Here is a 13,781-nt window from a genome sequence, read left to right as displayed (position 1 = left end):
GATCGCCGGTTGACCCTGGCCAGAGACCCACAGCCCGGCAGGCTCAGCGTGCCGGGCTGTTTTCATTGCTGTACCCCGAGGTTCGGCAAAGGTCTGGATAAGGCCATCTTCCCTATCAGCCACCTTTCCCGACCGGCCACCCGCTGCGTTGCCGCCCGTACAATCTGCCCCTGTCCTCAGGCCCCGCGCTTGGGCAAAAGGGATGGCAGCCTGGCTGCCCCATGCTGCCGAGTGACCCCCCGCCCATGTTCCCTTCTGCCCTTTGCCCTTTGCCTGGTGCCTGGTGCCTGTGCCTGTGCCTGTGCCTGTGCAGGAGGATGGGTACTTACCGCGTCAACATGGGGCCACCAGAGCCACCCCCTCAGGAGCCTGGGTTTGCCCCCGAGAAGCGGGATGCCGTTGCTCGCCAAGGCTCCAAGGCGACGACAAAGAACGAAAACCCTGATGCGCCAATCCTGCGTCTCCTGCGCCCCTCTGCCCGCTGATGAGCCTTGGGACATTACCGCTATAACGACGCGGCGGCTGGCTGCCCATCAATGTCTGAGCCTATCGACCCCGCCGCCCTTCCTTTCCAGAGGGATAGCCTCGACCGCCCTCGCAGGCAGGTGCGTCCACCCATGGACGAGAGACACCACGGCGGCAACCGGCAGATTGGATTAAGGAAGGCGCAAGCGTCGGTGACACAAGATTGCAGGCAATAAAAAGCGCCCTCCGAAGAGGGCGCCAGCATTCAGGGAAAAGCTAAGGGGATCAGGCTTCGCGGCTGGGCAGCGGGGCCGCCTCCAGCAGGCTCTCATCCTCGGCCATGCAAGCGGCCGCGGTGAACAACACGTCGGTGGAGCTGTTGAGGGCCGTCTCGGCGGAATCCTGCAGCACCCCGATGATGAAGCCCACGGCGACGACCTGCATAGCGATGTCGTTGTTGATGCCAAACAGGCTGCACGCCAGCGGGATCAGCAGCAGGGAGCCACCGGCCACGCCGGAGGCGCCACAGGCGCTGATGGTGGCGACCACGGAGAGCAGAATGGCGGTAGCCAGATCCACTTCCATCCCCAGGGTGTGCACCGCCGCCATGGAGAGCACAGTGATGGTGATGGCGGCGCCGGCCATGTTGATGGTGGCACCCAGCGGAATGGAGACCGCATAGGTGTCTTCCGGCAGACGCAGCTTCTCGGCCAGCGCCATGTTGACCGGGATGTTGGCGGCGGAGCTGCGGGTGAAGAAGGCGGTCACGCCACTCTCTTTCAGGCAGGTCAGCACCAGCGGATAGGGGTTGCGCTTGATCTTCCAGAACACGATGAGCGGGTTGACCACGAAGGCGATGAACAGCATGCAGCCGATCAGCACCACCAGCAGTTGGGCATAGCCAAACAGGGCATCGAAACCTGTCTCGGCCAGGGTGGACGCCACCAGACCCAGGATGCCGAGCGGGGCGCAGCGGATCACCGCTCTGACGATGCTGGAAACCCCGTGGGACACATCGGAAATCAGCGCCTTGGTGCTGTCACCCGCGTGGCGCATGGCGATGCCAAGGCCGATGGCCCAGGCCAGGATACCGATGTAGTTGGCATCCAGCAGCGCCTTCACCGGGTTGGTCACCACGTTGAACAGCAGGGTCTGCAGTACCTCGGTGATGCCGCCCGGCGGGGTGATCTCGGCAGTGCTGGCCACCAGGTGCAGGTTGGAGGGGAACAGGAAGCTCGCCATCACGGCCACCACGGCGGCCAGGAAGGTCCCCAGCACATAGAGCAGCAAGATCGGCTTCATGTTGGTCTTCTGACCCTGCTTGTGACCGATGATCGCCGACATCACCAGCACGAAGACCAGCAGCGGGGCGACCGCCTTCAGGGCACCGACGAACAGGCTGCCAAGCAGACCCGCCGCCTTGGCCCATTCGGGCATGAACATGGCAAGGAGGATACCGAATACCAGACCGACCAGGATCTGGCTAACCAGACTGGTGCTGTTGACCAGTTTTATGAGGGGGTGTTGTTGTGTCATCAAATAGTCCCTGTGCACTCATGGTGCGTGAATCATTAGTCCTGTTGGCAACCTGCCGCGCGCATTGACACCGGCCTGTGGACGGTGGTGCCGTTGGCAAACCTTCTTCTGGATCTGTCCAGTACGCGTGGGGTTGCGGACAAGGAATATCCCATCTGCCATCGTTTTTTTCCACATAATCACTGAAAAATATCAGGGTTACCTCACAAAAAATCTACAACAATGTGATAACACAATATCAACTACGGTCAAATTGTCACCAAACCAGTCCTATCATCGGCCGATGTGGAGGCGAGAGTGGTATCATGCCGCTCACTTTGCACTGGAGCCTGTTGCCATGATCACCTCTTTATTGACCCGACACTTCGGCTTCGACCGGCTGCGACCCGGCCAGGAAGCAGTGATCAGCCGCCTGCTGGCCGGCAAGAGTGCGGCTGCCATCTTCCCGACCGGTGCAGGCAAGTCCCTCTGCTACCAGTTGCCCGCGCTGGCATTGCCCCATCTGACCCTGGTCATCTCCCCCCTGCTGGCGCTGATGCACGATCAGCTCGCCTTCTTGCAGAGCAAGGGGATTGCCGCCGCGACCCTGGACTCCAGCCAGACCCCCGAGGAGAGTCGCCGGGTGATGCAGCAGGCCAGCGACGGCCAGCTCAAGATCCTGATGATCTCGGTGGAGCGCCTCAAGAACGAGCGCTTTCGCCGCTTCATCGCCCAGGTGCCACTCTCCCTGCTGGTGGTGGACGAGGCGCACTGCATCTCGGAGTGGGGCCACAACTTTCGGCCAGACTATCTGAAGCTGCCGGACCATCGCCGCGATCTCGCCATTCCTCAGGTACTGCTGCTCACCGCCACCGCCACCCCGGCGGTCATGGCAGACATGCAGGCCAAATTCGCCATCGAGGCCGAAGATCTGGTGGTGACAGGTTTCTATCGCCCCAATCTGGATCTCGCCGTGATCCCGCTGGCCGGCAGTGCCCGCGATGGCTGGCTGCGTGACGAGCTGCGCCGCGATCCCGCGGCCCCCACCATCGTCTACGTCACCCTGCAACACAGCGCGCAGCAGTGTGCCGATCAGTTGCAGGCCATCGGCATCCGCGCCTGCGCCTATCATGCGGGGCTGGATCCCGCCCTGCGCAGCCAGATCCAGCACGACTTCATGGCCGGCCGACTCGATTGCATCGTCGCCACCATCGCCTTTGGCATGGGCATCGACAAGGCCGATATCCGCCGTGTCATTCACTACGATCTGCCCAAATCCATCGAGAACTACAGCCAGGAGATAGGCCGTGCCGGGCGCGACGGCCTCCCCTCCCGCTGCATGGTGCTGGCGAGCCGCGCCCAGTTGCCTGTGCTGGAAAACTTCGTCTATGGAGATACCCCGGACAGGGAGGCCATCCTGACCTTGCTCCAGATCCTGCAACAAAGCGGTGCCGAGTGGGAATTCAGCCTGCTGCGCCTCTCCAACGAGACCAACATTCGCCAGCTCCCCCTCAAGACCCTGCTGGTCTATCTGGAGATGGCGGGGATCATTGCCCCGGCCTACAGCTACTTTGCCGAGTACCGCTTCAAGTTCGTGCTGGAAAAACGGGAGATCCTGGCCCGCTTCAACCCCGATCGTCGCCAGTTCCTGGAGCAGCTGTTTGCCTGTGCTCCCCAGGCGCGCAGCTGGTGCACCATGGACTTCGATGCGCTGTGGCAGGGGTATCAGGGGGAACGGCAAAGAGCCGCAGCGGCGCTGGACTATCTGCAGCAGCAGGGCTGGATCGAGCTGGAAAGCAAGCAGATGACGGAGGTATATCGGGTCGTGCGTCAGCATATCGACCCGACGGCACTGGCCGAAGAGCTGCATGGACTGTTTGAAAAGAAAGAGCAGAGCGAGCTGGCCCGACTCCAGGCCCTGCTGGGGTTCTTTACCTCGAGCCGCTGCCTGAGCCATGAGCTGGCCCGCTATTTTGCCGATGAAGAGGCGCCCGAGCAGTGCGGGCACTGCTCCGTCTGCCGGGGGGAGATAGCCGTGCTGCCGCCGTTGCCGCCTCAGGGCTTGCCCAACGAGCACGGCTTGCGCGCCTGGTGCGATCCGCTGATTGCCCTGTGTCACCAGCGCCATCCCCGGATCCTGACCCGCTTCCTGTGTGGTATCGCCACCCCCCTGACCACCCGGACCAAGGCGAGAAACCTGGCCGGTTTTGGCCAGTTGGCCTCCCATCCCTTCGCCGAGGTGCTGGCGGCGGTGTCGGCGATCTATCCTGCCGACTCTTGATCACCAGCTTGCCGGACGCTTAAAAAATAAGACCCTCGCGGATGCGAGGGTCAAGCCAACGGAAACGTGCTTAAACAGAGCTTAGTATCTGCACAATCACCCACTCTCTTGCTAAAGCGATGACTGCTCGACACAGGGCCAATCTAGAGCAGCAGGAATGTAGCGTCAATGTAAAAATTAGAGCTTAAACACCAAACAACAGACGTTACGTTGACGTAAGCGTCATTAAGTTTCACCTCTTCTCCCCTACCGCCCTTGCCCCGCCTGCACTTCGATTCCACAAACCAGGAAGCCATCATTTTCTGCCCCTGCCACACAAACATTTATTTTTTATGTCTTTGACATTTGCATCACTGTCGTGGCAAAAATAATTTAACAGTCAGTAACATAGAGATGTCATTGGCTGCCTCTTCCCGCATGAGGATCGGGAAGCTCCCGTACAAACTTAAACCAATGACGGCGATGGATTACTGGGGGCTGTTGACTAGGCTTAAGAGGTAAACAGAACAAAAGTAGTGATCCACTCTTTTTCAGGGTAAGCGACTATAACGAGGGCTAAGTTATGGGCATCTTCGAGCACTATCAACAGCGGTATGAGAAGGCCAGGGAGGAGGAGTACAGCATCCAGGAGTTTCTGGATATGTGCAAACAGGACAAATCCTGCTACGCCTCCGCCGCCGAACGACTGCTGGTTGCCATCGGCGAACCGGAAATGATCGACACCTCCGTCAATCCGCGCCTCAGCCGCCTCTTTTCCAACCGCGTCGTCGCACGCTATCCCGCTTTCAAAGACTTTTATGGCATGGAAGAGGCGATCGAGCAGATCGTCTCCTACCTCAAGCACTCCGCCCAGGGACTGGAAGAGAAGAAACAGATCCTCTACCTGCTGGGTCCCGTTGGCGGCGGCAAATCCTCGCTGGCCGAGAAACTCAAGTCCCTGATGCAAAAAGTGCCCATCTATCGCATCAAGGGATCGCCGGTCAACGACCACCCCTTCTGCCTGTTCGACATCGAAGAGGACGGCGAGATCCTGGAAAAAGAGTACGGCATACCGCGCCGCTACCTGAGGCCCATCATGTCTCCCTGGGCGGCCAAGCGGCTGCACGAGTTTGGCGGTGACATCACCAAGTTCAAGGTGGAGAAGGTCAACCCCTCCATCCTGGATCAGATCGCCATCGCGAAGACAGAACCCGGCGATGACAACAACCAGGACATCTCCTCCCTGGTGGGCAAGGTCGACATCCGCATGCTGGAGCACTATGCCCAGGATGATGCCGATGCCTACTCCTACTCAGGCGCTCTGTGCAAGGCGAACCAGGGGATGATGGAGTTCGTGGAGATGTTCAAGGCGCCCATCAAGGTGTTGCACCCCTTGCTGACCGCGACTCAGGAAGGAAACTACAACGGCACCGAGGGGCTCTCCGCCCTCCCCTTCGACGGCATCCTGCTGGCCCACTCCAACGAATCCGAATGGCAGCAGTTCCGTAACAACAAGAACAACGAGGCCTTCCTAGACCGGGTTTACATCGTCAAGGTGCCCTACTGCCTGCGTGTCTCGGAAGAGGTGAAGATCTACGAAAAACTGTTGTTCAACAGCGAGCTGACCGAGGCCAAGTGCGCCCCGGGTACCCTGGAGTTGCTGGGCCAGTTCTCCGTATTGTCACGGCTGAAAGAGCCGGAAAACTCCAGCCTCTACTCCAAGATGCGAGTCTATGACGGCGAGAGCCTCAAGGACACGGATCCCAAGGCCAAGAGCTATCAGGAGTATCGCGACTACGCTGGCGTCGACGAGGGCATGAACGGCCTCTCCACCCGCTTTGCGTTCAAGATCCTCTCCCGCGTCTTCAACTTCGACCATGCGGAAGTGGCGGCCAACCCGGTGCACCTCTTCTATGTGCTGGAGCAGCAGATAGAGCGCGAGCAGTTTCCGCAGGAGCTGCACGATCGCTACCTTGAGTTCATCAAGGGCTATCTGACCCCGCGCTACGTGGAATTTATCGGCAAGGAGATCCAGACCGCCTACCTCGAGTCGTATTCAGAGTACGGACAGAACATCTTCGATCGCTACGTCACCTACGCCGACTTCTGGATCCAGGATCAGGAGTACCGTGACCCCGAAACCGGCCAGCTGTTTGATCGGGCATCGCTCAACAGCGAGCTGGAAAAGATTGAAAAACCGGCCGGGATCAGCAACCCGAAAGATTTTCGCAACGAGATCGTCAACTTCGTGCTGCGTGCACGGGCCAACAATGCAGGCCGTAACCCCAACTGGACCAGTTACGAGAAGCTGCGCACCGTGATCGAGAAGAAGATGTTCTCCAACACGGAAGAGCTGCTGCCGGTTATCTCCTTCAACAGCAAAACCTCGGCCGAGGAGCAGAAGAAGCACGATAACTTTGTCGAACGGATGATGGAGAAGGGCTACACCCGCAAACAGGTACGCCTGCTCTCCGAATGGTATCTCAGGGTACGCAAGTCATCCTGACCCTGCCGTGTTCAAGGGGGAGTTATGGCGCATTTTATCGACCGCAGGCTCAACGGCAAAAACAAAAGCGCTGTCAATCGGCAGCGCTTCATCCGCCGCTACAAGAAGCAGATCAAACAAGCGGTCTCGGATGCTGTCTCCAAGCGCAGCATTCAGGACGTAGACAAGGGCGAGAGCATCAGCATCCCGACCAAGGACATCGGTGAGCCCCATTTCCATCAAGGCCAAGGCGGCAAACGGGAGATGGTGCACCCGGGCAACGATCAGTTCGTCTCCGGTGACAAGATTGACAGACCCAAGGGAGGGGGCAGCGGTCAGGGCGGGGGCGAAGGACAGGCTTCTGATCAGGGAGAGGGAGCAGACGACTTCGTGTTCCAGATCTCCAAGGATGAATACTTGGACCTGCTGTTTGAGGATCTGGAGCTGCCACGGCTGCAGAAGACCCAGCTCAACCAGCTGATGGAGATGAAAACCTACCGAGCGGGCTACACCTCCAACGGAGTGCCTGCCAACATCAACGTGGTGCGCTCGCTGCAAAACTCGCTGGCGCGTCGCATGGCGCTGCAGGCGGGCAAGAAGCGCCAGGTGCGTGAGCTGGAGGAGCGGCTGGCCCTGCTGGCTCTCGATCCCAACGAACATTTTGCCGAGATGGCACAGCTCGAAAAAGAGATCAGGGAGCTGAAACGACGGATCGAGGCGGTGCCCTTCATCGACACCTTCGATCTCAAGTTCAATAACTTCGTCAAACGGCCTGTGCCCTCCAGTCAGGCGGTGATGTTCTGCCTGATGGATGTCTCCGGCTCCATGGATCAAGCCACCAAGGAGATGGCCAAGCGTTTCTACATCCTGCTCTATTTGTTCCTGAGCCGGACCTACAAGAACGTCGAGGTGGTTTACATTCGCCACCACACCCAGGCCAAGGAAGTGGACGAACACGAGTTCTTCTACTCCCAGGAGACCGGCGGCACCATAGTCTCCAGCGCCCTCAAGATGATGAACGACATCATCAACGAGCGTTACCCTGCCAACCAGTGGAACATCTATGCGGCGCAGGCGTCCGATGGGGACAACTGGGCGGATGACTCGCCTCAGTGCCGGGAGATACTGATGCGCGACATCATGCCGCGGGTGCGCTACTACTCCTACATCGAGATCACCACCCGCGCTCACCAGACCCTGTGGCACGAATACGAGTCGGTGGCCGACCACTACCCCCACTTCGCGATGGAGCACATTCGCAAGGTAGAGGACATCTATCCGGTGTTCCGGGAGTTGTTCAAGAAGCAAGCGGCTTGAGGGATCACATATGGTAGAAACCGCGAGAAAAATAGCGCCGCTGGACGATGGGCCTGACTGGAACTTCGATCTGCTGGAGACCTATCACCAGGAGATAGCCCGGGTTGCCAAGTTTTATCGGCTGGATACCTATCCCAACCAGATCGAGGTGATCACCGCCGAGCAGATGATGGATGCCTACTCCAGCGTGGGTATGCCCATCGGCTACCAGCACTGGTCATTCGGCAAGCGCTTTATCCATACCGAACGCAACTACAAGCGCGGCCAGATGGGCTTGGCCTATGAGATCGTTATCAACTCGGATCCCTGCATCGCCTACCTGATGGAAGAGAACACAATGCCGATGCAGGCTCTGGTGATGGCCCACGCCTGCTACGGTCACAACTCCTTTTTCAAGAACAACTACCTGTTCAAGGCCTGGACCGATGCCTCCTCCATCATCGACTACCTGCTGTTTGCCAAGAACTACATCACCGAATGCGAGGAGAAACACGGGATTGATGCCGTAGAGCGGCTGCTCGACTCCTGCCATGCCCTGATGAACTACGGGGTGGATCGCTACAAGCGGCCCCAGAAGATCTCCCTGGCGGAGGAGAAGCGGCGCCAGAAGGCGCGGGAAGATTACCTGCAGACCCAGGTCAACGAGCTGTGGCGCACCCTGCCCAAGCAGCATAAGGCAGCCGGTATCGAGGACAGGCGCTATCCGCCCGAGCCGCAGGAGAACATCCTCTACTTCATCGAGAAGAACGCCCCATTGCTGGAGCCTTGGCAGCGGGAGGTGGTGCGCATAGTGCGCAAGATCAGCCAGTACTTCTATCCGCAGAAACAGACCCAGGTGATGAACGAAGGCTGGGCAACCTTCTGGCACTACACCATCCTCAATCACCTGTATGACGAGGGGAAGATCAGCGATCGCTTCATGATAGAGGTGCTGCACAGCCACACCAACGTGGTGTACCAGCCCCCCTACAACAGCCGCTACTACTCGGGCATCAACCCCTATGCCCTCGGTTTTGCCATGTTCACCGACCTGCGCCGCATCTGCGAGCACCCCACAGAGGAGGACAGATACTGGTTCCCCGATTACGCCGGCACCAACTGGGTCGATACCCTGCACTTCGCCATGCAGAACTTCAAGGACGAGAGCTTCATCAGCCAGTTCCTCAGCCCCAAGGTGATGCGCGACATGAAGCTGTTTGCCATCGATGACGACGATCTGAAGAACTACCTCAAGGTCTCCGCCATCCACAACGAGGAGGGTTACCGGCTGGTGCGCAACACCCTGTCTGCCCAATACAACTTGAGCAATCTGGAGCCCAACATTCAGGTCTACAACGTGGCGGTGAAGGGGGATCGCTCCCTCACCCTGCGTTATGTCCCCCACAACCGGATCCCCCTCGGCGAGTCGCGCCATGAGGTGCTCAAGCATCTGCACCAGCTGTGGGGATTCGATGTGGTGCTGGAGCAAGATAACGGCGAGCTCACCGCGGACATCATAGGGCGTTGCCCGGATCGCAAGAGCCTGACCTGATGGGCAGGCGAGGAGCATAAAAAAACGCGCCATTTGGCGCGTTTTTTCTTGGAAGCAAAGGATCAGTTATCGCACAGGTTGCTCGGCATGTCCTGGCGAAGACGAGTCCACAGCTTGCCGGACTCTATGCCGTACTGACGTACCGTCATGAACACGGCCTCGTGATTCTTGGTCTCGGCCAAGCCCAGCAGCGTCTTGTAGTAGGCATCCGCCGTCTCGCGCGCCTGCTTGTCGGAGAAGTAATAACGCCCGACGCGGCTGTACAACCCTTTGAAGCCATTGAGGATCAAGGCATAGATAGGGTTGCCGGAAGCAAATGAAAGCTGATGGTGCAGGCGATAGTCGAACTCGGCGTACGCCTCCGGGGAATTATCAACCTCATCGGCGCCGCGCAAGATCTCGGCAGCTTGCTCCGGGTTGTTGCGAATGGCGCCACGGATGAAGATGGTGCAGATGTTGGTGCGCGCCGACAGCAGCTGAGCCACCAGATCCGGCACCTTGTCCTGATCGAGCCGTGCCAGGGTCTCCAGGATGTTGAGACCCGAGGTCTCCCAGAAGTTGTTGACCTTGGTCGGTTTGCCATGCTGGATGGTGAGCCAGCCATCGCGGGCAAGGCGCTGCAGCACTTCGCGCAAGGTAGTGCGAGTCACGCCAATCAGCTCGGACAGTTCGCGCTCCGCCGGCAGAATGGATCCTGGAGGAAAGCGATTGTTCCAGATGGACTCGATGATGTATTCCTCGGCAAACCCGGCAGGGCTTTGCGCTTTTATGACCATGTGGTGACTCTGTTGTAGTGCGTAAAAAGGCTCACGAATAATAGCAAAGCCGGTCATGCTGGCAAGCAGAAGGTCAGTCCTCTGCTCACATTAACCCGAACTTTTTGTTAAAAATATGTATACAACAACATGGCCGGAGCCAAGCAACACCAAATGATGGTGATATCGACGCCTCGCCGCTGGGCAAGCAGTGCGGCGTTATTTATAGTTAGCGCTCCCTTGATTAAAATCATGTGCAATCAATTTGATAAAGGTGAATATCCGGATGTTCGGGTCGAGTCGGGCTCGACTGCATAGACGCAGATACCAACAACAGAACAGAGAACCATCATTATGCCAATCAGCCTAGGGCGCGCTTTTGCAAAGAATTTTTTGGGTAATGCCCCTCGGTGGTACAAAATTGCCATCGTCATATTCCTGCTGATCAATCCGATCGTCTTCCACATTGATCCCTTCCTGGCTGGCTGGTTGCTGGTGGTTGAGTTCATCTTCACCCTGGCCATGGCGCTCAAGTGCTACCCGCTGCAACCCGGCGGCCTGCTGGCCATCGAAGCCGTGCTCATCGGCATGACCTCGGCGAACCAGATCAAGCATGAGCTGGTGGCCAACATCGAAGTGCTGCTGTTGCTGGTCTTCATGGTGGCCGGCATCTATTTCATGAAACAGCTGCTGCTCTACGTCTTCACCAAGATGCTGGTCCGCATCCATTCCAAGACCCTGCTCTCCCTCGCCTTCTGCCTGGTGTCGGCCTTCTTGTCCGCCTTCCTCGACGCCCTGACGGTGATCGCCGTGGTCATCAGCGTCGCCACCGGTTTCTACGCCATCTATCACAAGGTGGCCTCACGCGACGAGTTTGAGGGTCAGCATCAGGATGACGAGGACATTGACGAGCTGTCTCGCCAGCACCTGAACGAGTTCCGCGCCTTTTTGCGCAGCCTGATGATGCATGCCGCCATCGGCACTGCCCTGGGGGGGGTTTGCACCCTGGTCGGCGAGCCCCAGAACCTCATCATTGGTGAGCAGGCGGGCTGGCATTTCGGTGAATTTGCCATTCGCATGGCCCCGGTCACTATTCCCGTCTTCCTCTGCGGTCTGCTCACCTGCATCCTGGTGGAGAAGTGCCGCTGGTTCGGATATGGCACCAAGTTGCCCGAGCCCGTGCGTCACATCATGGAAGCCTACGAGCGCGACGAAGATGCCGAGCGCAGCCCGCAAGAGAAGGCCAAGCTGCTGGTCCAGGCGGCCATCGCCATCTGGCTCATCACAGGTCTGGCACTGCATCTGGCGGCGGTGGGCCTGATCGGCCTGACCGTCATAGTGCTCGCGACGTCCTTCACCGGCGTCACCGAGGAGCATGCCCTCGGCAAGGCCTTCCATGAGGCGCTGCCCTTCACCGCCCTGCTCACCGTCTTCTTCAGCGTGGTCGCGGTGATCATCGATCAACAGCTGTTCAAGCCGGTGATCCAGTGGGTGCTGGCCGCCAAACCCGAGGATCAGCTCGCCCTCTTCTATCTGGCCAACGGCTTGCTCTCCATGGTGAGCGACAACGTCTTCGTCGGCACCGTCTACATCAACGAGGTGAAGACCGCCCTGCTCAATGGCGCCATCAGCCGCGAGCATTTCGATCTGCTGGCGGTGGCCATCAACACCGGGACCAACCTGCCGTCGGTGGCCACCCCCAATGGCCAGGCGGCCTTCCTGTTCATGCTGACCTCGGCGCTGGCGCCGCTGCTGCGCCTCTCCTATGGCCGCATGGTGTGGATGGCCCTGCCCTACACCCTGGTGCTGGGGCTGGTGGGTTTCTTTGCGGTGGAGCAACTGCTCGCCCCTGCCACCGAATGGTTCTACCAGGCTGGCTGGCTGACGCAGGGTGGCGCCGTGCCGACCCTGGTACCGGCGGCACACTGATGATGCCAGGGGCCATTAGGCCCCTTTCTTTTTAAGTAGGGCTCTGCTCTAATTCAGCCACTATTTTTCTCTGTGAGATCAATCAGATGATCGAGTTTCTTCGCCGTATTGCCAGCCACCGTCTGGCCTGGGGCTTGCTGGCCGCGTCCGCCCTCTGCTTCGAGCTGTGCGCCCTCTTCTTCCAGCATGTGCTGGGTCTGCACCCTTGCGTGATGTGCATCTATGAGCGGATCGCCATCCTGGGGGTGTTCGCTGCCGGCCTGCTCGGCATGGTGGCACCAGAGAAGTGGTATCTCCGCTGGAGCGCCATGCTGCTGTGGGGCTACAGTGCTTTCTGGGGCCTGAAACTGGCACTCAAGCATGTGGATTACCAGGTGAACCCCTCCCCCTTCAACGTGTGCGAAGGCTTCGTCGATTTCCCAAGCTGGGCTCCCCTCGACAACTGGGTGCCCTGGCTCTTCTTCCCGGACGGCGATTGCAGCGAAATCAGCTGGCAGTTCCTGAGTTTCTCCATGCCGCAGTGGCTGGTGGCCATCTTCGCCGCCTACCTGCTGGTGTTTGCTGTGGTCGCCATCGGCAACCTGGTCAAGGGTCGCTGCTGCAACTGAAGCTGACGCCGCCATATATGACGCATATAAAAAGGGAGCTATTGGCTCCCTTTTCAATCAGCGGTGTCAGTTACCCAAGCCGATCCCGTTTCTCCATGCCCCTGTCATCTGGCTGGTGGCCATCTTCGCCGCCTACCTGCTGGTGTTTGCTGTGGTCGCCATCGGCAACCTGGTCAAGGGTCGTTGCAGCCACTGGCCATCACACCCGCGTGGAAACAACAAGGGGGAGCCATGATGGTTCCCACTTTCGCATTTTGTCTGGCCTTTCTAAGCCTTGGCGGTGTTCATCCTGGCCTTCACCATGCCGACGACCATGGGCAGCAGCGAGATGCCGATGATGCCGAAGATGAGCAGAGTGAAATTGTGACGCACCACCGGCAGGTTGCCGAAGAAGTGGCCCGCGTAGACAAACGACAACACCCACAGCAAGCCGCCAATCAGGTTGAACGCCAGGAAGCGCGGGTAGGTCATGGCTCCCATGCCGGCCACGAAGGGGGCAAAGGTGCGCACTATGGGCAGGAAACGGGTGATGATGATGGTCTTGCCCCCATGCTTGGCATAGAAGGCGTGGGTCTTGACCAGATAGTCGCGGCGGAAGATCTTCGAATCGGGATTGCGAAACAGCTGATCCCCGAAGAAGTGGCCTATGGTGTAGTTCACCACGTTGCCGAGCACGGCGGCGATGATCAGCACCCCCGCAAGGGTGTGCACGTCCAGCACGCTGCCCACTGTGAGGGCGCCTGCGGCAAACAGCAGGGAGTCGCCGGGCAGGAAGGGGGTCACCACCAGGCCGGTCTCACAGAAGATGATGAGGAACAGGATGGCATAAACCCAGATGCCATAGTGCTCGAACAGCTCTTTCAGGTGCACGTCAACGTGCAGAATAAAGTCGATTGCAAACAGGATCAGATCCATT

At 58.9% G+C, this 13,781-nt stretch carries 9 protein-coding genes; 6 read left to right on the top strand and 3 right to left on the bottom strand.

Features of this window, described 5'->3' with window-relative positions; translation table 11 throughout:
• Nucleotides 1-750 precede the first annotated feature (750 nt).
• Nucleotides 751-2,001 carry a serine/threonine transporter SstT gene (gene sstT, locus AB5Y91_RS03635; RefSeq protein WP_368169101.1) on the bottom strand — a complete coding sequence of 417 codons (1,251 nt, stop codon included), beginning with the start codon at nt 1,999-2,001 and terminating at the stop codon, nt 751-753.
• A gap of 337 nt (nt 2,002-2,338) precedes the next feature.
• On the opposite strand from sstT, the gene AB5Y91_RS03630 reads away from it, so the two are divergent.
• From AB5Y91_RS03630 to AB5Y91_RS03615, 4 genes are all read left to right on the top strand, one after another.
• Nucleotides 2,339-4,261, top strand: a complete 1,923-nt coding sequence (locus AB5Y91_RS03630; RefSeq protein WP_368169100.1) for an ATP-dependent DNA helicase RecQ — start codon at nt 2,339-2,341, stop codon at nt 4,259-4,261.
• A 562-nt stretch (nt 4,262-4,823) separates the two neighbouring features.
• Entirely contained in the window at nt 4,824-6,746 is a 1,923-nt protein-coding gene (locus AB5Y91_RS03625) for a PrkA family serine protein kinase (RefSeq protein ID WP_005327853.1), read from the top strand.
• A 24-nt stretch (nt 6,747-6,770) separates the two neighbouring features.
• Entirely contained in the window at nt 6,771-8,042 is a 1,272-nt protein-coding gene (locus AB5Y91_RS03620) for a YeaH/YhbH family protein (RefSeq protein ID WP_106886658.1), read from the top strand.
• A gap of 10 nt (nt 8,043-8,052) precedes the next feature.
• Nucleotides 8,053-9,573, top strand: a complete 1,521-nt coding sequence (locus tag AB5Y91_RS03615) for a SpoVR family protein (RefSeq protein ID WP_106886657.1) — start codon at nt 8,053-8,055, stop codon at nt 9,571-9,573.
• A gap of 62 nt (nt 9,574-9,635) precedes the next feature.
• Here AB5Y91_RS03615 and fadR read toward each other — a convergent pair whose 3' ends face one another.
• Nucleotides 9,636-10,349 (bottom strand): fatty acid metabolism transcriptional regulator FadR, encoded by a 714-nt coding sequence (fadR, locus tag AB5Y91_RS03610; RefSeq protein ID WP_106886656.1) that lies wholly within the window; start codon nt 10,347-10,349, stop codon nt 9,636-9,638.
• A gap of 333 nt (nt 10,350-10,682) precedes the next feature.
• Between fadR and nhaB the strand changes: the two genes are divergently transcribed.
• Both nhaB and dsbB read left to right on the top strand, forming a co-directional pair.
• Nucleotides 10,683-12,257, top strand: coding sequence for a sodium/proton antiporter NhaB (gene nhaB, locus AB5Y91_RS03605; protein ID WP_163157345.1), 1,575 nt, complete (start codon nt 10,683-10,685; stop codon nt 12,255-12,257).
• Nucleotides 12,258-12,343: 86 nt separating this feature from the next.
• Nucleotides 12,344-12,865, top strand: coding sequence for a disulfide bond formation protein DsbB (gene dsbB / locus AB5Y91_RS03600; protein WP_368169099.1), 522 nt, complete (start codon nt 12,344-12,346; stop codon nt 12,863-12,865).
• 267 nt (nt 12,866-13,132) lie between these two features.
• Here dsbB and AB5Y91_RS03595 read toward each other — a convergent pair whose 3' ends face one another.
• Entirely contained in the window at nt 13,133-13,780 is a 648-nt protein-coding gene (locus tag AB5Y91_RS03595; RefSeq protein WP_163157341.1) for a DedA family protein, read from the bottom strand.
• Nucleotide 13,781 lies beyond the last annotated feature (1 nt).

The sequence above is a fragment of the Aeromonas sp. R4-3 genome (assembly GCF_040908275.1).
Taxonomy (GTDB): Bacteria; Pseudomonadota; Gammaproteobacteria; order Enterobacterales; family Aeromonadaceae; genus Aeromonas; species Aeromonas rivipollensis.
Note: the sequence above shows the minus strand (reverse complement) of the source record. Positions and strands in the feature narration are given on the sequence as shown.

Excerpts from the sequence above, each read along its gene's own strand:
- sstT (WP_368169101.1), bottom strand. The coding sequence starts at position 2,001 with ATGACACAACAACACCCCCTCATAAAACTGGTCAACAGCACCAGTCTG.
- AB5Y91_RS03630 (WP_368169100.1), top strand. The coding sequence starts at position 2,339 with ATGATCACCTCTTTATTGACCCGACACTTCGGCTTCGACCGGCTGCGA.
- AB5Y91_RS03625 (WP_005327853.1), top strand. The coding sequence starts at position 4,824 with ATGGGCATCTTCGAGCACTATCAACAGCGGTATGAGAAGGCCAGGGAG.
- AB5Y91_RS03620 (WP_106886658.1), top strand. The coding sequence starts at position 6,771 with ATGGCGCATTTTATCGACCGCAGGCTCAACGGCAAAAACAAAAGCGCT.
- AB5Y91_RS03615 (WP_106886657.1), top strand. The coding sequence starts at position 8,053 with ATGGTAGAAACCGCGAGAAAAATAGCGCCGCTGGACGATGGGCCTGAC.
- fadR (WP_106886656.1), bottom strand. The coding sequence starts at position 10,349 with ATGGTCATAAAAGCGCAAAGCCCTGCCGGGTTTGCCGAGGAATACATC.
- nhaB (WP_163157345.1), top strand. The coding sequence starts at position 10,683 with ATGCCAATCAGCCTAGGGCGCGCTTTTGCAAAGAATTTTTTGGGTAAT.
- dsbB (WP_368169099.1), top strand. The coding sequence starts at position 12,344 with ATGATCGAGTTTCTTCGCCGTATTGCCAGCCACCGTCTGGCCTGGGGC.
- AB5Y91_RS03595 (WP_163157341.1), bottom strand. The coding sequence starts at position 13,780 with ATGGATCTGATCCTGTTTGCAATCGACTTTATTCTGCACGTTGACGTG.